13 protein-coding genes and 1 tRNA gene are annotated in these 17,529 nt (G+C 64.9%); 2 read left to right on the top strand and 12 right to left on the bottom strand.

The window, feature by feature from the left end:
* Window positions 1–47: 47 nt before the first annotated feature.
* Window positions 48–1,298, bottom strand: coding sequence for a vanadium-dependent haloperoxidase (locus I6F17_RS28270; RefSeq protein ID WP_225131633.1), 1,251 nt, complete (start codon window positions 1,296–1,298; stop codon window positions 48–50).
* 325 nt (window positions 1,299–1,623) lie between these two features.
* Between I6F17_RS28270 and I6F17_RS28265 the strand changes: the two genes are divergently transcribed.
* Window positions 1,624–1,782, top strand: coding sequence for a hypothetical protein (locus I6F17_RS28265; protein WP_225131632.1), 159 nt, complete (start codon window positions 1,624–1,626; stop codon window positions 1,780–1,782).
* A 405-nt stretch (window positions 1,783–2,187) separates the two neighbouring features.
* Here I6F17_RS28265 and I6F17_RS28260 read toward each other — a convergent pair.
* Window positions 2,188–2,264: transfer RNA gene (locus I6F17_RS28260), tRNA-His, on the bottom strand.
* Window positions 2,265–2,693: 429 nt separating this feature from the next.
* Entirely contained in the window at window positions 2,694–3,128 is a 435-nt protein-coding gene (locus I6F17_RS28255; protein ID WP_109145285.1) for a phasin, read from the bottom strand.
* A gap of 705 nt (window positions 3,129–3,833) precedes the next feature.
* Here I6F17_RS28255 and I6F17_RS28250 point away from each other — a divergent pair.
* Entirely contained in the window at window positions 3,834–7,157 is a 3,324-nt protein-coding gene (locus I6F17_RS28250) for a PAS domain S-box protein (protein WP_225132122.1), read from the top strand.
* 133 nt (window positions 7,158–7,290) lie between these two features.
* Here I6F17_RS28250 and I6F17_RS28245 read toward each other — a convergent pair whose 3' ends face one another.
* The 9 genes from I6F17_RS28245 to I6F17_RS28205 form a co-directional block, all read right to left on the bottom strand.
* The gene (locus I6F17_RS28245; protein ID WP_225132123.1) at window positions 7,291–9,264 is read right to left on the bottom strand and encodes a methyl-accepting chemotaxis protein; all 1,974 of its coding nucleotides are present in this window, start codon (window positions 9,262–9,264) and stop codon (window positions 7,291–7,293) included.
* Between the two features lie 202 nt (window positions 9,265–9,466).
* Window positions 9,467–10,639: an acetyl-CoA C-acyltransferase gene (locus I6F17_RS28240; protein WP_225132124.1), complete on the bottom strand. Its 1,173-nt coding sequence runs from the start codon at window positions 10,637–10,639 to the stop codon at window positions 9,467–9,469.
* Between the two features lie 355 nt (window positions 10,640–10,994).
* Window positions 10,995–12,584 (bottom strand): phosphoglycerate dehydrogenase, encoded by a 1,590-nt coding sequence (gene serA / locus I6F17_RS28235; RefSeq protein ID WP_225132125.1) that lies wholly within the window; start codon window positions 12,582–12,584, stop codon window positions 10,995–10,997.
* A 121-nt stretch (window positions 12,585–12,705) separates the two neighbouring features.
* Entirely contained in the window at window positions 12,706–13,878 is a 1,173-nt protein-coding gene (locus tag I6F17_RS28230; RefSeq protein WP_036040116.1) for a phosphoserine transaminase, read from the bottom strand.
* A 79-nt stretch (window positions 13,879–13,957) separates the two neighbouring features.
* The gene (locus I6F17_RS28225; RefSeq protein ID WP_225132126.1) at window positions 13,958–14,149 is read right to left on the bottom strand and encodes a hypothetical protein; all 192 of its coding nucleotides are present in this window, start codon (window positions 14,147–14,149) and stop codon (window positions 13,958–13,960) included.
* Between the two features lie 176 nt (window positions 14,150–14,325).
* Window positions 14,326–14,790: a GNAT family N-acetyltransferase gene (locus tag I6F17_RS28220; protein WP_225132127.1), complete on the bottom strand. Its 465-nt coding sequence runs from the start codon at window positions 14,788–14,790 to the stop codon at window positions 14,326–14,328.
* Window positions 14,791–14,808: 18 nt separating this feature from the next.
* Entirely contained in the window at window positions 14,809–15,399 is a 591-nt protein-coding gene (locus tag I6F17_RS28215) for a glutathione S-transferase family protein (RefSeq protein ID WP_225132128.1), read from the bottom strand.
* A 69-nt stretch (window positions 15,400–15,468) separates the two neighbouring features.
* Window positions 15,469–16,356, bottom strand: coding sequence for an outer membrane beta-barrel protein (locus I6F17_RS28210; RefSeq protein WP_036009512.1), 888 nt, complete (start codon window positions 16,354–16,356; stop codon window positions 15,469–15,471).
* A gap of 166 nt (window positions 16,357–16,522) precedes the next feature.
* Entirely contained in the window at window positions 16,523–17,353 is an 831-nt protein-coding gene (locus I6F17_RS28205) for an outer membrane beta-barrel protein (protein ID WP_036009511.1), read from the bottom strand.
* Between the last annotated feature and the right edge of the window lie 176 nt (window positions 17,354–17,529).

Raw genomic sequence — 17,529 nt, 5'->3', positions numbered from 1 at the left:
TGCCTCGATGTCGAGCGCTTCTCGACCTCTGTGTGATTCGCGTCGGCTTACTGCTTCGGTTCAGCTCGCGCTTCCAGCCCGCGAAGCTGTGTCCCGACAGTCAAGTCACCGATTTTACGGCCCATGTCCTTTCCGACCTCCGTCGAGAAACGGTAATGGAAACCGGCATAGATGCGGGCATTTGCGACCTCATCGCTGTAATCCTGGAGCTTGGTCCATTTGCGAGTCACCCCTGGCGCAGTGGGGCTGGTCATCGTTAGCTCTCCGACCTCGTCGCCCGCGATGGACCGGAGAACCGTGGACACCGCCGCCGATACGATGCAGTGGGCGCAGGGGTATTCGGGATGCATCGGCGTTTCACCCAGCGGCAACCAAGACGCTTCGCGTGGCGTCATCGGGTTGTGCGTGATGTCCGCGTTGCGTATGGCCGTTACAGGCCGCCAGAAGTTGTAATGATACTTCGCATCAAGGACGGCAACGATTGCGTCGTTCGCAGCGATCTCGGTGAGGGCGAAGAGGCGCGAGCAGTCAACGACGTCCATGTGCTTGGCCAAGGCGACCTGCCGGACGATTGGATTGAAGCTGGGAGGCCCGACCAGAAACCAGACTCGTCCGATCGCGGTCTGCTCTGCCGTTCGGGTGGTGCTGTTGCGAGCGCCGAGCTCCCGAATTTCGTTGACGTCTCTGGTCCAGGTCTCGGAATCAAGCGCCGGAGGTGGCGCTGGACGGAATTGTGAGACCGATGTCATGACCCAAGGGGACATTATTCCAGCCGTGGTGCCGATCGGCACCACGGTCGGCACATAGGCTCCCGGGGCTGTATAGGGACGATAAGTCTCCTGGACATCACTGCCGTCATCCCTGCGCAACGCCATCACGCCGGAAGCGGCCACCTTTCCAAGCTCGATTCCCTTCGCCTTTCCCTCCGTGTCCGGAATGCCGGAAAGCGATGCAATCAATGCCGCATCGAGGGCACCTTTTTGGTCCGGATAGATCGTCAGAAGAATGTTGTAAGCCGCAGTCGACGCTGCGGCTTCCTTGGACGTGGAGCGGTCTGCCACGAGATCCAGCTTGTATGGCGTGTATCGCCTGTCGATCGCGTTCACGGCCTCGAACATGGCAACGTGAAGCATCGACATCGTGCGGGCCTGTGGCACAGGCAGCACCTTCTTTTCAGCGGCAATCGCATCTGCTTTCGCATTCCAGTCCATGATGACATCGGCACGCGCAGTGCCGATGCAAACTGCAAGAGTGGCGATGATCAGGAATGGAGATTTCGTTGCAAGAAACGTCTTCATCTTCATGCTCCTCGTTGTTTCAACAGAGAGCGACATCTTGTACGGACGAGCCGCACAAGAACGTAGAAGTGCAGAACGATCTTAAGGTCGCAGCCAGCCGGCTGCTGTGAAACAGTTTACACCCGTCCTCGCTTTCGTCGAAAAGAGTTTGAGGCGCGCCCCAAAGAGTAAGATCGACTGGCTTACCTGATGCACGACCCGCAATCTCGGCAGTCTTCCGAACAATCATCACATCCTTTGCGCATTCGGGCTCGCCGACGGCGCTGATCAATCTCGGCATCTGTTTGTTTCGCGCGAGGTGAAGAGCGAGCGGCAGAGCATTTTGGTGATGCGCGCGCTCGAGCTTGCGGCAATGCCGGCCTCTGCATTCCTGTTTGCAAGACTGCTCGACCTGCCGCCGATCGCCGGCGTCATCGTGCTGTTCGCGGCGATGCCGACCGGCGCAATGCGTACATTTGCGCCGTGCAGTATCAGCGGATGGTGAACCCGGTGTCGGGCGCAGTGGCGCTGGGCACGCTGCTGGCGGCGGTGACGTTACCGGTGGTGTGGGTGGTGGCGCGCTAGCGCTGAGCCTGAGGTTTGCGTCTCGAGTTGAGGCCGGAAAACTGGCGTTCCTAAGAAGTGCGAAGCGCAACTCGGGAAAGCATCGAAAGAGCGCGGCAAGTTTGGCTCCGCCGCAAACTTATTGTTTCCACTCGCTGCCACGCCGCGTCGTTCGGCGATTTCGAGATGCAGTCCGTCAGTTCTTGACGATCTGGAGATCGCCGGGAGTGGCTTTGCCTTAGGATCCCGTCGAGAGGCTCGCCGATCTCTTTAAGCCGCGGCCGTAGGGAGCGCGCCACTCAAACGGTCGAACAAATAGCGACCGATGCAAACTGGTTGATCCCGCTGGTACAGTTGGGTGGGCTCGAACCACCGACCTCCTGTTCCACAGACAGGCGCTCTAACCAACTGAGCTACAACTGCATCCTTGCGAGCCGCGCCTTGGGCTGCCTGAAAAGGCTTGATGCCTGAGGGGGGCTGGACGGGGCGGAAACTAGGTGCAACGGCCGGGTTTGGCAAGGCCGCAATGGGGTGAAAAACCGGGTGAAATCATCGTCGGTGCGGGGAAATCGGGCGCGGTGGGGAGACCTCGCATATGAGCCCGACGATTGGGGCGTTCTAGGTCCCACATCGTCATGGCCGGGCTTGTCCCGGCCATCCACGGCTTCTGCCCGCGGCACCTAGAACGTGGATGCCCGGGCCTTCGCCGCGCCGAAGCGGCTTCGGCCGCGCAGGCGGGACAAGCCCGGGCATGACGACCATTCTTGGATTTCCGCATGGGGAAGCGGAGAGGCGAAGAAAAACCCGGGCCTTTCGGGCCCGGGTTTCGCTGGCTTACATCGATCCGACCGCTCAGGCGGCGGAGGGATAGTACTTCGAGGCGCTGGCCTTGATCGGCTCGGCGGTCTCATTGGCGACGCGCTGGGTGAGCTCGACCAGCTCCTTGGCCTGGGCCTGATAGGTCTCGAGCTGCTTGCGGGCGTGGCCGGTCCACAGCTCCATTGCTTCGGTCGGCGACTTGGCGCCGAACAGCTGCTGGGCGAAGTCGAGCTGGGCGCTCGAATTGGCCTTCATGAACTCGACCAGCTTGGCGGTGTACTCGCTGGCGCCCTTGGAAGCGCAGGTGAACACGGCCTCGACGGTGCCGTTATGGGTCTCGGCGGCGTCCTTGAACTTGGCGTAGTTCTCACGGGCCTGCGCCGCGCCCTTCTCGGCGAACGCACGCACCTGCTCGGGAACCTCGAACGGGATGATCGAGGCAGAAAACGGATCAGTCGCACCTGTCATGTTGGTCCCTCACGCTAATTGAAAAAATGGAGTGAGCCTTCTGGCGCGCCCGCCGGCCCCGACCATGGGCCCTGCGCATTGAGCGGGTACGAAGACTGGAAACGCGAAACAAAGGTGATGGCTCGCCCAGCGCCAGAACTATGGCTGCCTATCATGTCAACATTGTGCATCGCAACGCGGCAGAGGGGTGCGATGCGAAATTTAATCTCGGGCAGGATGAGGTTCCCAGGCGGGGGAACCGGGGGTTGAGGTAGTGGGATGCGCCCGGCAACACACGCGCTCTTACCCTCCCCTGGATGGGGAGGGTCGGCTCGCAACGCGTCAGCGATGCGAGCCGGGGTGGGGTGATCTCTCCACTCGGGGACCGCCTGTGGGGAGAGACTGTCACCCCACCTCGGTTCGCTCTCCGCTTCGCTGCGTGCGAACCGATCCACGGGCGAGCTACGCTCGTCCCGGACCCTCCAGGGGAGGATGGGCACCTGAGATGCCGCGCGGGTGCGTCTCTTCGCAAGCCCCCTTGAATCCCTTGGATGCAACGTCGGCTCGGCTTGCGGGGTTGGCGGGATTAAGGTTATCGCCGCTTGGGGGACGCTTGCGGGCTTTGGGCCGTGGACCTGGTCGCGCCTTCCGGGCGATACTAACCCTTTCTTAAGGCTGTCATTCCCGGCAGCCGCCACTCGTGAAGCGTGAGATGCAGCCGGCCTGATGACGCGTTCGGATTTCCAGTTGCGAGGGGTGGGCGATCCGCGGCTGGCCGTGCATGCGACCTCTGCCCTGCCGGTCTGGCTGTGGTCGACCGACGGCGCGCGCGTGCTATGGGCCAATCCGGTCGGCGCAAAACTATTCGGCGCGGCCAACAGCGCCGGCCTTGCGGACAAGGTGTTCGGCCCCGCCGACAGCCATCGCCGCCAAATCGTCAGGCTCGCCCCCCAGCTGCCGGCGAACGGCGCAATGCGGCTGCAGCGGATGCGCGGCTTCGGCGCCCGGTTAGGGGCGCTGATGACCTGTGCTTGCGCGCGGCTCGACTTTGCCGACGGCAGTCACGCCGTGCTCGTCATCGCCATGGACCCGACGCTGCGCACCATGCCGCTGGTGGAGCGGCTGCATCGGCTGGTCGCCGGCGCCAAGGTGCCGATGGCGGCGTTCGCGCCGGACGGGCTGTTCGTCGGCGCGAGCGAGGCCGCGCGCTCCCTGCTCGGCTTTCGCGATCTATTCGAGGCCGGGCTCGACCGCGCCCGCAGCGATGCGCTGGCAAAAGGCCGCGCCGCGACGCCGATCGGCATCGGCCAGATGGTGCTGCAGCGGGTTGGCAGCGGCGCCGATATCGGCCTGGTCGCGGTGATCGAGCCCGCCGCCACCACGGCGGCGCACGAGGCCGCGCCCGACGTGACGCCTCCGGACGCGGTGCCTGAGGACGGACGGCCTGCGCCAGACGAGGCACCGTCTGCGATCGCGCTGTTCGACGCATTCACTGAGCCGGCCGAACCGCCCGCCGAGACGATTGCGCCGACGCCGGAGCCGGTCGTCCCCGCGGCGGCCAAAACTCCGGTTGAAAACCAGCCGCAAGCCATTGTGTCGCCGCAGCCCGCGCCGATCAATGCAGGCATGGTCGAGCCGACTTCGGGCCAGGACTCTGCTAGCCACCAAGAGCCGCCCGCACCGCGTCAGCATCCGCTGCGCTTCCTCTGGCAGATGGATGAAGAGGGCCGCTTTGTGCTCGGCTCCGATGAATTCATCCGCCTGATGGGCACGCACACGGCCGCCGGCTTCGGCCGCCCCTGGCGCGAGATCGCCGAGGAATTCTCGCTCGATCCCGAGGGCCGCGTGGCAAAGGCGCTGGAAAGCAAGGACACCTGGGCCGGCATCACAGTGAACTGGCCGGCCGACGGCGGCGAGCATATTCCGGTCGAGCTCGCGGGCCTGCCGGTCTACGACCGCAACCGTCAGTTCGCCGGCTTCCGCGGCTTCGGCGTCTGCCGCGATCTCGACGCGCTCAACCGGCTCGAGGCGCTCAGGCGTTTCGAGCTGCTCGTCGAGCCGCCGGTACAGGATCGCTCCACCGAGGCCGTCGCGCCTGATGCGGAGCCCGAGCCTGAAGCGGCGGCGGAAACTGAGGCCGAGGGCGAAGCAGAGGCACCGCCGATCGCGCCATCCGAGCCCGAGCCGCAGGCCGAGCCCGAACCGCAAGCCGAACCCGACCTGCCAGAGCCCACAAGCGAGACGACTTCACACCCAACCGAACTGGACACGCCCGTGGAAACGCCTCCCAATGTCGTGCCGTTCCGCGCCGCCGGCGATACCCGGCCTCCGACGCTGACGCCGGTCGAGAACAGCGCGTTCAACGAGCTCGCGCGGCAATTGTCCGAGCGGCTCGAACGCGAGCGCGAGACCATCACGACCGACGCGGCCGGACCAGTGGCGGAGACCAGCGCCGAAGCACCGGAGCCGGAGCCGCCGCAGGCCGCAGCCGAATGGCTGACCGAGCCCGCACCGCCGCCGCGCGGGATGAGCGCGCGCGACCGCACGCTGCTCGACCTGTTGCCGACGGGCATCCTGATCTACCGGCTCGACCGCCTGCTCTACGCCAATCCCGCCTTCCTCGCGCGCATGGGCTATGACGGCCTGAACGCGCTGGAGCATGCCGGCGGGCTGGACGCGCTCTATGTCGAGCCGGGCGTGTCGGCGGCCAGCAGCAGCTCGCAAGGCGGCACGCCCGTCACGATCAGCGCGACGGCTCCGAATGGCGAAACGCCGCCGGCCGCGACGGAAGCGCATCTGCACACGATCGAGTGGGACGGCGACAGCGCGCATGCACTGATCTGCGCGCTGCCGCAGGTGGCACCGATCGCCGCGGCGGCTGCCGTCGCGGAGACCGTGGTGGCCGCAGAGCCTGACGCCGCGGACGCAGAGCCCGCGGCCGGCGATGCCGATGCCGAGGATCTCGCCGCCATCCTCGACACCACGGCCGAGGGCATCGTGATGTTCGATGCCGAAGGCAACATCCACGCCTGCAACCGCAGCGCGGAGGCGCTGTTCGGCTATGACGGCGAGGCGCTGCTGCAGCAGAATTTGCTGACGCTGTTCGCCCCCGAGAGCCAGCAGATCGTCGCCGATTATCTGGAAAGCCTGAAGAGCCAGGACATCTCCAGCCTGCTCGATCACGGCCGCGAGGTGCTGGGCCGCGAGAAGAAGGGCGGCGTTATTCCGCTCGCGATGATCATGGGTCGCACCCGGCCCGAAGGGCCGAACTTCTTCGCCGTGTTCCGCGATCTCTCGCACGCCAAGAAGGGCGAGAGCGAATTGACGAAGGCCCGCCGCCTCGTCGACGGCGCGGCCAACGCCAAGGCCGACATGCTGGCGCGGATCAGCCACGAGATCCGCACGCCGCTCAACGCCATCATCGGCTTCGCCGAGGTGATGATCTCCGAGCGCTTCGGCGCGCTCGGCAACGAGCGCTACGGCGAATACATGAAGGACATCCGCGCTTCCGGCGAGCGCGTCATCGCCATCATCGACGACCTCCTGGAGCTGTCGCGGATCGAGACCGGCAAGCTCGACCTGAATTTCGCGAACTTGAACCTCAACGACCTGGTCGAAGCCTGCGTGACGGTGATGCAGCCGCAGGCCAACCGCGAGCGCATCATCATCCGCACCTCGCTCGCCCATGCGCTGCCGCAGGTGAGCGTCGATGCGCGCGCGATGCGGCAGATCACCATGAACCTGATCTCGAACTCGATCCGGCTCGCCAGCGCCGGCGGCCAGGTCATCGTCTCGACCGCGCTGACCGACCGCGGCGAGATCGCATTGCGCATCCGCGACACCGGCCACGGCCTTTCCGAGCGCGAAGTCGCCGCCGCGATGGAGCCGTTCCGCACGCCGCCGCCGGGCGATGCCGCCGACAGCTCGGCACTGAGCCTGTCGCTGACCAAAGCGCTGGTCGAAGCCAACCGCGCCCGGTTCAACATCAAGAGCGCCGGCCACGGCACGCTGATCGAGGTGGTGCTCGCGCCAGCGCTGGCGGGGGCGTAGGGCGCGGCACGCTCAAGCCGTCATTCCGGGGCGCGCCTCTTGGCGCGAGCCCGGAATCCATCGATCCTCATCAATGGTGGTGCAATGGATTCCGGACTCGTCGCTTCGCGACGCCCCGGAATGACGGCGGGGCTCACGCCGCCCGCACCGTCTCCAAAAACCTGCTCACCTCGATCTTCAGCCGGCTGCTGTCGTTCGACAGCGATTGCGCCGCGGACAGCACCTGCGAGGAGGCGGATCCCGTCTCGGTCGCGCCCTGGCGCACGCTGGAGATGTTGGCGCTGACCTGCGTGGTGCCGGCGGCGGCGCTTTGGACGTTGCGCGAGATCTCGCTGGTCGCGGCGCCCTGCTCTTCCACCGCGGCCGCGATGGTGGAGGAGATTTCGGACAGGCGCTCGATGGTGCCGCCGATGGTCTTGATCGCGCCGACGGAATCTTGCGTCGCGACCTGGATGCTCGAGATCTGCTGACCGATGTCGCCGGTCGCCTTCGCGGTCTGCTCGGCCAGCGCCTTCACTTCCGAGGCCACCACGGCAAAGCCGCGTCCGGCCTCGCCCGCACGCGCGGCCTCGATGGTGGCGTTCAGCGCCAAGAGGTTGGTCTGGCCGGCGATGGCGTTGATGAGCTCGACCACGTCGCCGATGCGCGCGGCCGCCTTGGACAATTCGCTGACGCGGTCGTTGGTCTGCCCGGCCTGGGTGACAGCCTCGCCCGCCATGCGCGCGGAGGCCTGCACCTGGCGGCTGATCTCGTTGACGGAGGCGGTCAGCTCCTCGGCGGCGGACGCCACTGACTGCACGTTGGTCGCCGCTTCCTCGGACGCCGCCTCGACCAGCGTGGCAAGCTCGGTCGAGCGGCTGGCGGTCGTGGTCAGCGACGTCGCCGACGCCTCGAGCTCATTGGCCGCCGACGACACGGTCTCGACGATCTCGCCGATCGCGCCTTCGAAATCGTCCGCCATCCTGATCATGTCGGCGCGGCGGCGCTCGGCGGCGAGCTTGTCCTGCCTGATCTTCTCTTCGGCCTCCTCCTGCGCCTTCCGCTCGGCGTTGATCTTGAAAGTCTCGACGGCTTGCGCGATCTCGCCGATCTCGTCGGGCCGGCCGAGGCCGGGAAGAACGATGGCGAAATTGCCGTTGGCAAGCTCGATCATCGCCGCGCGCATCGCGATCAAAGGCCTCGAGACCGAACGTCCGATGAAGATGCCGAGGCCGAGCACGCTCGTCGCAATCAGCGCGATCGCGACCGCAATCCAGAACTGGATGCTGGTGCGCTCGGCCTCGTTGAGACGGTCGGCATCGGCGCGGATGCGGTCGACCGATGTCGAAATCTGCTCGATCACGGGCTCGACCGACGCGAAGGCCTCGGACATCGCCTTCGATTCGGCCGCCAGCTTCAGCGCGGTCTCCATCCAGGCGGAGAAGTCGCGCTGATAGTCGGCGAGCTTCTGGCGCAGCTCAGCCTTGGCGCCGTCGGCAATGGCTGCCGCGTCGAGGCCAGCGGCAAATTCGGACGCGCGCTTCTTCATCTCCTCGCCATATCTGGCGTTCCGGCGCAGCATGAAATCCTTCTCATGCCGGCGCATCATCAGCATGATGACCTTGAGCTCGGAATTCTGGAACTGGTCGACCTGGCTCTCGATACCGTGGACGGAAGCGCGCAGGCGGCCTTCGAGCCCGGACTTCTCGTCGAGGCCGAGCCGCTGCCGTTCCTCGACCACCGCGGCGAAGCGGGCCTGATAGGTCTTCAGCGACGCATTCATCGCGTCGATCTTCTGCGCCAGCTCGGGCTGGCCGAGCGCTGCGATCTTGCCGCGGAGCGTCTCGATGTCGAGCGCCACCTGCCGGCTGATCTCGACCTGTCGCTGCGCCCTGGCCGGATCGCTGCGCAGCAGAAAATCCTTCTCGGCGCGGCGCGCCTCGAGCAGCTCGACCGCGATCCTGTTGTTCAGCTCGAACACGGCGCGCGCATCCTCGGCCGCGTCGCGATAGACGCCCATCCTCCGCTCGCCGTAGAGGTGAATGCCGCCGATCAGGACGACGCCGATGACGCCAATGACGCCGATCGCGGTGATCTTGTGAGTGAGTCGCAGGGAGAGGAGCCGCATCGTGAACCAAGCTGGTGGTGAGCGATGCGGTTGATGAAGTGATAATCGCGGAAAGCTTCCGTTAATTTGCGGGCACGTATTAATACGTGTATTTCGCTACAATGCTCGCCGTTGTGCACGGTGACGTGCACAGGCACAGTTCCAAAAAAGAAGCACGGCGCTTCACCAGCGCCGTGCTTCCTTGTCTGCGAGAGCTTGAGCCTCAGTGATAGATCTCGAACAGGCCGGCGCCGCCCTGGCCGCCGCCGATGCACATCGTCACCACGCCCCACTTGGCCTTGCGGCGGGCGCCTTCCTGCAGCAGATGGCCGGTGAGACGGGCGCCGGTCATGCCGAAGGGATGGCCGATCGCGATCGAGCCGCCGTTGACGTTGTACTTGGCGGGATCGATGCCGAGCTGGTCGCGGCAATACAGGCACTGGCTGGCGAAGGCCTCGTTGAGCTCCCACAGATCGATGTCGTCGATCTTGAGGCCGGTGCGCTTGAGCAGCTTCGGAATCGCGAACACCGGGCCGATGCCCATCTCGTCCGGCTCGCAGCCGGCGGTGGCCCAGGCGACGAAGCGGCCGAGCGGCTTGAGGCCGCGCTTCTCGGCGTCCTTGGCTTCCATCAGCACCACCGCGGCGGCGCCGTCGGAGAGCTGGCTGGCATTGCCGGCGGTGACGAACTTGCCGGGGCCCTTCACCGGCTCGAGTTTTGCCAATCCTTCCATCGTCGTTTCGGGGCGATTGCATTCGTCGCGATCGACGGTGTAGTCCACGATCGACTCGGCCTTGGTCTGCTTGTCGACGACCTTCATCTTGGTCTTCATCGGGACGATCTCGTCCTTGAACTTGTTCGCCTGCTGGGCTGCGGCCATGCGGCGCTGCGATTCCAGCGAGAACTCGTCCTGATATTCACGGCTGAGTTTGTAGCGCTCGGCGACGATGTCGGCGGTGTCGATCATCGCCATGAAGATGTCGGGGGCGACCTTGAGCAGTTCCGGATCGACCGATTCCTTCGGCGTGGCGCCGCCGGGAATCGAGATGCTCTCGACGCCGCCGGCGACGATGCAATCGGCGCCGTCGGAGCGGATCGAGTTCGCGGCCATCGCGATGGTCTGCAGGCCCGACGAGCAGAAGCGGTTCACCGACACGCCGGCGGTGGTCTTCGGCAGGCCGGCGAGCAACGCGGCCTGGCGGCCGATGTTCGGCGCGCCATGGGCGCAATTGCCGAGATAGCAGTCCTCGACATAGTCCTTCTCGACGCCGGCGCGGTCCACCGCGTGATGAATGGCGTGGGCCGCGAGCGACATCGGCGGCGTGATGTTGAACCCGCCGCGGCCGGATTTCGCCAGGCCCGTGCGCGCATAGGAAACGATGACGGCTTCACGCATTGTTTTCTCCCTTGTCGAACGATTTGGAACGGAGTGTCCTGACGCCATTGGTACACAAAGATTGGGGGTGGGGAAAATGAAAACGCCGCCTCCGGCGATGGAGACGGCGTTGTTCCGCGTGTCGGAATATATGATATGATGATCGTCATTCCGGGGCGTGCGCGCCCGCTCTATCCACACGTCATGCCCGGGCTTGTCCCGCCTGCGCGGCCGAAGCCGCTTCGGCGCGGCGAAGGCCCGGGCATCCACGTTCTACGCGCCGAGCGGCAAGACGTGGATGGCCGGGTCATAGGCGAGCGGAAAGGACGCCGTCCTTCGGACGGCTATGCCCGGCCATGACGCCGGTGGGAGCCGCTCAGAACGTCAGCGCCTTGGCCTGCTTGACCTGCGGCAGGGCCTGCACCTTGGCGAGCACATCGGCCGGCACCACACCGTCGACCTCGACCAGCGCGATGGCATCGCTGCCCGGAGCGACGCGGCCGAGATGGAAGGTCGCGATGTTGATCTTGGCGTCGCCCAGAAGCCCCGCGAATTTGCCGATGAAGCCCGGCTTGTCCTCGTTGGTGACGTAGATCATCGACTTGCCGAACTCGGCGTCGACGCGGATGCCCTTGATGTCGACGAGGCGCGGCTTGCCGTCTGCATAGACGGTGCCCGAGACCGACCGCTCCTGCCGCTCGGTGGTGACCGTGACGGTGATCAGGCTCTCATAGTCGCTCTGGGCGGCGCGGACGATCTCGTCCACCACCATGCCGCGCTCCTTGGCGACGACAGGCGCGGACACGACGTTGACCTCGCCAAGCATGGGCCGCAGCAGGCCCGACAGCACCGCGGAGGTGATCGCCTTGATCTTCATCTCGGCGACGTGGCCCTCATAGGTGATCTCGACCTTGAGAATGCCGCTCTCGGTGAGCTGGCCGGCAAACGAGCCGAGCTTCTCGGCGAGCGCGATGAACGGCTTCAGCTTCGGCGCTTCTTCCGCCGTGATCGAGGGGAAATTGACCGCGTTCGAGATCGCGCCGGTGAGCAGGTAATCCGACATCTGCTCGGCAACCTGCAGCGCGACGTTCTCCTGAGCCTCGGTGGTGGAGGCGCCGAGATGCGGCGTGCAGATCACGTTGGGATGGCCGAACAGCACGCTCTTGGTCGCGGGCTCCTCGACGAAGACGTCGAAGGCGGCGCCGGCAATGTGCTTGGCGTTGAGCGCATCGACCACCGCCTGCTCGTCGACGAGACCGCCGCGGGCGCAATTGATCAGGCGCACGCCCTTCTTCATCTTGGCGATCGCGGCCGCGTCGATGATGTTCTTGGTCTTCTCGGTCAGCGGCGTGTGCAGCGTAATGAAGTCGGCGCGCCTGAGCAGATCGTCGAGATCGACCTTCTCGACGCCGATGTCCTTGGCGCGCTCCGGCGACAGGAACGGGTCGAACGCGATCACCTTCATGCGCAGGCCGAGCGCGCGGTCGGCGACGATCGAGCCGATATTGCCGCAGCCGACGACGCCCAGCACCTTGCCGGTGATCTCCACGCCCATGAAGCGGTTCTTCTCCCACTTGCCGGCCTGCGTCGAGGCATCGGCCTGCGGGATCTCGCGGGCGAGCGCGAGCATCAGGGTGATGGCGTGCTCGGCGGTCGTGATCGAATTGCCGAACGGCGTGTTCATCACGATGATGCCCTTGGCCGTCGCGGCCGGGATCTCGACATTGTCGACGCCGATGCCGGCGCGGCCGATCACCTTTAGCCTGGCCGCCTTCTCGAGGATCTTGGCGGTCGCCTTGGTCGCGGAGCGGATCGCAAGGCCGTCGTAATTGCCGATGATCTCGGCCAGCTTGTCCTTGTCCTTGCCGAGATTGGGCTGGAAGTCGACCTCGACGCCGCGGTCTTTGAAGATCTGCACGGCAGCGGGCGAGAGCGCGTCGGAAATGAGAACTTTGGGTTTGGTCATGGGGATGATCCGTGGTGCGAGCTGCATTTACGGAGCGTCACCCGCGGGCTTGACCCGCGGGTCCATCTTTCTCGATGGATGGCCGGGTCAAGCCCGGCCATGACGAGAATGGGGTGACGCGTTACGCCGCCTTCGCGAGCGTGGCCTTGGTCTCGGCGAAGGCCCAGTCGATCCACTGCGTCAGCAGCTCGACGTCCTTTGCTTCCACCGTGGCGCCGCACCAGATTCGCAGGCCGGCCGGCGCGTCGCGGTAATAGGCGAAGTCGTAGCCCGCGCCTTCCTTCTCGACGAGGGCCACCAGCTTCTTGCTGAACTCCGCCTGCGCGTCCTCGGAGAGCGAGGTGATCGCGGGATCGGTGAACTTCAGGCACACCGAGGTGTTGGAGCGGATCGATGCGTCCTTGGCGAGGAAGTCGATCCAGGGCGTCTTCGCCTTCCAGTCCGCCAGCACCTTGGTGTTGGCGTCGGCGCGCGCGATCAGCGCCTTGAGACCGCCGATCGACTTGGCCCAGTTCAGCGCATCGAGATAATCCTCGACGCAGAGCATCGACGGCGTGTTGATGGTCTCGCCGACGAAGATGCCTTCGTTGAGCTTGCCGCCCTTGGTCATGCGGAAGATCTTCGGCAGCGGCCAGGCCGGCTTGTAGGTCTCGAGCCGCTCCACCGCGCGGGGCGACAGGATCAGCATGCCGTGCGCAGCCTCGCCGCCGAGCGCCTTCTGCCAGGAGAAGGTGACGACGTCGAGCTTGGCCCAGTCGAGCGGCTGTGCAAACGCGGCGGAGGTCGCATCGCAGATGGTCAGGCCTTCGCGGCTCGCGCTGATCCAGTCCGCGTTCGGAACGCGCACGCCCGACGTGGTGCCGTTCCAGGTGAAGACGACGTCGCTCTTGGGATCGACCTTCGACAGATCGGGGATCTCACCGTAAGCCGCATTGAGCTTGGTGACGTCCTTGAGCTTCAATTCCTTGACGATGTCGCTGACCCAGCCCTCGCCGAAGGATTCCCAGGCGAGCGTGGTGACGGGCCGTGCGCCGAGCAGCGACCACAGCGCCATCTCGACCGCGCCGGTATCGGAGGCCGGCACGATCCCGATACGGTAATCGGCGGGGACCTCGAGCACTTCGCGCGTCAGGTCGATCGCGAGCTTGAGCTTGGTCTTGCCGATCTTCGCGCGATGCGAGCGGCCGAGAGCTGCGTCCTTGAGATTTTGGGCGTTCCAGCCGGGGCGCTTGGCGCAGGGGCCGGAGGAGAAATGCGGCACGGTCGGCCGCGAAGCGGGCTTCGCTACAGTCATGATCTACCCTTCCAGATAGTAAGCCTCCCGTTGGGGGGAGGTGTCCCGCCGCGGCTGATACGGGAATCGGGAAGGTCCGTCAAGGAAGTTCCGGGGCCTCACGCGCCAGTGATGGCGCTTCCGGTGCAATATCAGGGGATTCGACGACAGTGAGCGCATTCAGCAAGTCCGTGGCATCGCTGATCAATTGCGCCGCCTTGCGGCGGCTTCCGACCTTCAAAATGCATTTGTCATTGGCCTGCACGACGTAGTCGTTGCCGACCTTGATCATCGAATAGCTTGTCATCGAAATGTCCCGAACCGAGCGAGCCCGGTGTCAGATGCCCCCGTAGCACCCTTCGTTCCTTCATCAATGTGAACGACGGAGCGGTAGTTTACCGGCTCTTAACACGACCGAGTGAAAAGCCCGATTTTTTGCCGGCTGCGCAGCGCTCGCGTCGCGCTGCCTCAAAAGCGGACAGTCATTCCGACGTGACTCGCCGTGAAGCCGAGCCGCTTGTAGAAGCGCTGCGCATCGACGCGCGTCTGATGCGTGAGCAACTCGACCAGATTGCAGCCGCGCGCCTTTGCTTCCGTCACGGCCCATTGCACCAATTGCTCGCCGATGCCGCGGCTGCGACACTCGGTGGCAACGCGAACATCCTCGAGCAGGCCGCGCGATCCGCCTTGCGAGCTCAGGCCCGGCAGGATCGCGAGCTGCAGGCAGCCGACCACCCTGCCCTCACTCTCGGCAACGACCAGCGTGAGATTCGGATCGCGCGCGATCCGCGCGAATGCGTCATAATAGGCGGACGACAACGGATCCTCCACGCGCTCGCGCGCGCGGCCGAGATGATCGTCGGCGAGCATCGCCACGATCGCGGCGACGTCCTCGCGGCGCGCGGGACGGATAGAGACGGCTTCGGGATTCATCTCAGGCGACTCCGCACCTCAGCGCGCCGGCGGAAGGCCGAGAAACGCTTCAACGTCGCCGATCCAGCGGCGGACGGACGCATGGCGGCCGAGGTCGAAGCCGCCTTCATGCGCGAGGCGCGTATAGGCGAGCAGCGACACGTCGGCTAGCGACACCTCGTCGCCGGCGAAGAAGCGGCTGGCGGCGAGATGCTGCTCCATGCGGTCGAGCGCCGCATGGCCGCGCTTGACCTTTTCAGGATCGAGCTCGGAGGCATCCTTGCCGAGATAGACCATGAGGAAGCGGCACACGGCGATGTAGGGCTCGTGGCTGTATTGTTCCCAGAACAGCCATTCGTCCATCTTGGCCGCGGTGAAGGCGTCGCGCGGAACCAGCGCGCTGTCGCGGGCGAGATAGCGGATGATGGCGTTGGACTGCGCCAGCGTGCGGCCGTCGGCGAATGCGACGGTGGGCACCTGCCCGGCGCCGTTCATCTTCAGGAATTGCGGCGTGCGCGTCTCGCCCTTGCGGGTGTCGATCTCGATCCACTGATAGGGCAATGCGAGCTTGTCGCAGACCCACTTCACCTTGAGACAATTGCCCGAATTGCTGTCGCCGTAGATCTTCATCGCTGCCGCCCCAATTTCCGACGACAGAGCATCAGGACGAAGCGAAGCTGTCAACAGGAGGCGGACGGCTCAGAACTTGTAGCCGACGCCGAGGCGCGCGTTGTTCAGCGTCACCTGCGTGTTCATGACTGGCGAGAATCTCACATATTCATATTCGATGCGGGCGAACAAGCCGTCCCAAACGCAGTATTCGAGCCCGAGGCCGGCGGTCCAACCTACTGCGTAAGTGTTGGTCCTGTGCTGACCTTGCGTGCCCGACTGCGCAGGAACCGGGCCCCACGTTCCGAGTATCGTCGTGGTGTTGCCGAAGAAATCCGTCGTCGTCGTGTCCTGTCGCATCGAGACGCTGCTGGTCACGGTGCGCGACACGTCCATTCGCCCGACGGCAGCGCCCATGAAGGCGTAGGGCATGAAGCTGCCGCCGTCCCAACCCACGCGGCCGCGGAGCGTCACCATGTCCTTGACCTGTGCCGCTGCGGCACCCGTCAGCGTGACGGCATAGTTGTTGGTGACGCCGGGCGCCCGCACCTCACCAGGCGGGTTGACGATGACGAGCGAGTTGGTTCCCGACGTCAAGGTCGCCATATCGTTGAAGTAGCTGTAAGTGCCCTCGAGACTGAGAACGGCATCATACCATTGCCAGTTGCGGCCGACGAAGCCACCGAAATTGGTGCTTTGAGTGTTGGTCTTGTTCAGCAGCGACCACGTCGAGGTCGGCCCCTGGAGTACGCTGTCGCGGAAGATGTAGTTGGTCAGTCCGACCACGCTCTGGCTGAAATCCGTGGCATCTGCGGTATAACCGCCATGACCGCCGACATAGAAGCCATTCCAATTGACGGAGGTCTTCGACAGACCGTCGGCGAAGCCGCCGCGCAGCACGGGCAGGTCCGGCATGTCGGCCGCTTGCGCGGCAGACACCGTCCCCAACATCGCCGCTGCCAACACCAGCCTACGCATCACCACGCTCCATCGGACTCGAACTGTTGCGATGATCATCGCCTGTTAACCTTAACCAATGGTTGCGCCAGGCGCCTTCGCCGCACCTCGCCATGAAAAATACGCAAAGCAAAACGGCGCGGGATGATCCCGCGCCGTTAAGGAGTCCTAACCGATCAGCTTGCGATCAGCCCTTGGTGACCAGCGGCGGCGGCACATAGGCCGGCGGGCTGTTGAGATCCCAGCGCACGCCGAGCTTGACGTCGTGCGAGGTGATGTCCCTGACCTTGATCGAGGTCGGGCCGGAAGCGCTGTTGTCGAACAAACGGTAGTTGCCGGGCGCGGCATCGCCGAGGTTCATGTAGCTGTAGGCCAGTTCGACGGTGAAGCCGGGATTGACCTTGTAGGCAAGACCGGCGTGAGCGGCCCAGGCGAGGTTCCACTTTCCGTTGTCGGCAAAGTAGGCGACGCTGTTGTTGAGCAGCGGGCTGTAGGACACGCCGTCGTCGCGGAAGCCGCTGAGCTTGTTGTAGGAGCCGCCGACGCCCGCGCCGATGAACGGAGTAACGCACCACCAGGTGCCGAGGTCGACATAGGCGTTGGCCATCACGAGCCACTCGGACTTGCTGCCGCTGTAGTTGTTGACACCGACGAAGCCGGGTCCCACGACATTGTCGCTACCGTGCAGATTGGCCTTGCCCCGGTACTGGCCGATGACGTCGGCGCGGAACCAGTTGTTGAAGCGATAGCCGACGCCGAGGCCGAACAGCGGCGAGGAGTCGAAGCCGAGGCCTTCCGTCGTCTTCGAGTACCCGGCCGGCAGGGCGCTCTCGATGCGCTTGGCGCTCTGGTTGGTCATGCCGATGTCGCCGCGCAGATACCAGCCGCCGAAGTCGGCGGGCGGAGCCGGCGGCGCGTACATCGGAGGGGGGGCGGCGATCGGCATATCGGCGGCGAACGCCATCGACGAGATCAGGGTTGCCGCACCCGCGGCAAGGAGAGACTTAACGCTACGCATTGGCTTCGTCCTTATGGCCGGTGAGGCTGAATACGAGCGCCTCACGTTCTGGAAACTCACGGGGGGACGATGCCAGCAAATGTTTAAGCGCCACTTAACCCTAATTTTTAAGGTTGATTTTTCCTCACCTACACGCGCGCGCCGTGCGAGCGTTGCAAAAATGCCGCGCCAAATGC

The organism is Bradyrhizobium sp. NBAIM18 (assembly GCF_020193825.1).
Taxonomy (GTDB): Bacteria; Pseudomonadota; Alphaproteobacteria; order Rhizobiales; family Xanthobacteraceae; genus Bradyrhizobium; species Bradyrhizobium yuanmingense.
The sequence above is the reverse complement of the archived record's forward strand: the minus strand, read 5'-3'. Positions and strand labels throughout refer to the sequence as shown.

What these genes read in the sequence shown, in the direction of transcription:
- I6F17_RS28255 (WP_109145285.1), bottom strand. Translation starts at nt 3,128, where the DNA reads ATGACAGGTGCGACTGATCCGTTTTCTGCCTCGATCATCCCGTTCGAG.
- serA (WP_225132125.1), bottom strand. Translation starts at nt 12,584, where the DNA reads ATGACCAAACCCAAAGTTCTCATTTCCGACGCGCTCTCGCCCGCTGCC.
- I6F17_RS28210 (WP_036009512.1), bottom strand. Translation starts at nt 16,356, where the DNA reads ATGCGTAGGCTGGTGTTGGCAGCGGCGATGTTGGGGACGGTGTCTGCC.
- I6F17_RS28250 (WP_225132122.1), top strand. Translation starts at nt 3,834, where the DNA reads ATGACGCGTTCGGATTTCCAGTTGCGAGGGGTGGGCGATCCGCGGCTG.
- I6F17_RS28240 (WP_225132124.1), bottom strand. Translation starts at nt 10,639, where the DNA reads ATGCGTGAAGCCGTCATCGTTTCCTATGCGCGCACGGGCCTGGCGAAA.
- I6F17_RS28220 (WP_225132127.1), bottom strand. Translation starts at nt 14,790, where the DNA reads ATGAATCCCGAAGCCGTCTCTATCCGTCCCGCGCGCCGCGAGGACGTC.
- I6F17_RS28205 (WP_036009511.1), bottom strand. Translation starts at nt 17,353, where the DNA reads ATGCGTAGCGTTAAGTCTCTCCTTGCCGCGGGTGCGGCAACCCTGATC.
- I6F17_RS28215 (WP_225132128.1), bottom strand. Translation starts at nt 15,399, where the DNA reads ATGAAGATCTACGGCGACAGCAATTCGGGCAATTGTCTCAAGGTGAAG.
- I6F17_RS28270 (WP_225131633.1), bottom strand. Translation starts at nt 1,298, where the DNA reads ATGAAGACGTTTCTTGCAACGAAATCTCCATTCCTGATCATCGCCACT.
- I6F17_RS28230 (WP_036040116.1), bottom strand. Translation starts at nt 13,878, where the DNA reads ATGACTGTAGCGAAGCCCGCTTCGCGGCCGACCGTGCCGCATTTCTCC.
- I6F17_RS28245 (WP_225132123.1), bottom strand. Translation starts at nt 9,264, where the DNA reads ATGCGGCTCCTCTCCCTGCGACTCACTCACAAGATCACCGCGATCGGC.
- I6F17_RS28225 (WP_225132126.1), bottom strand. Translation starts at nt 14,149, where the DNA reads ATGATCAAGGTCGGCAACGACTACGTCGTGCAGGCCAATGACAAATGC.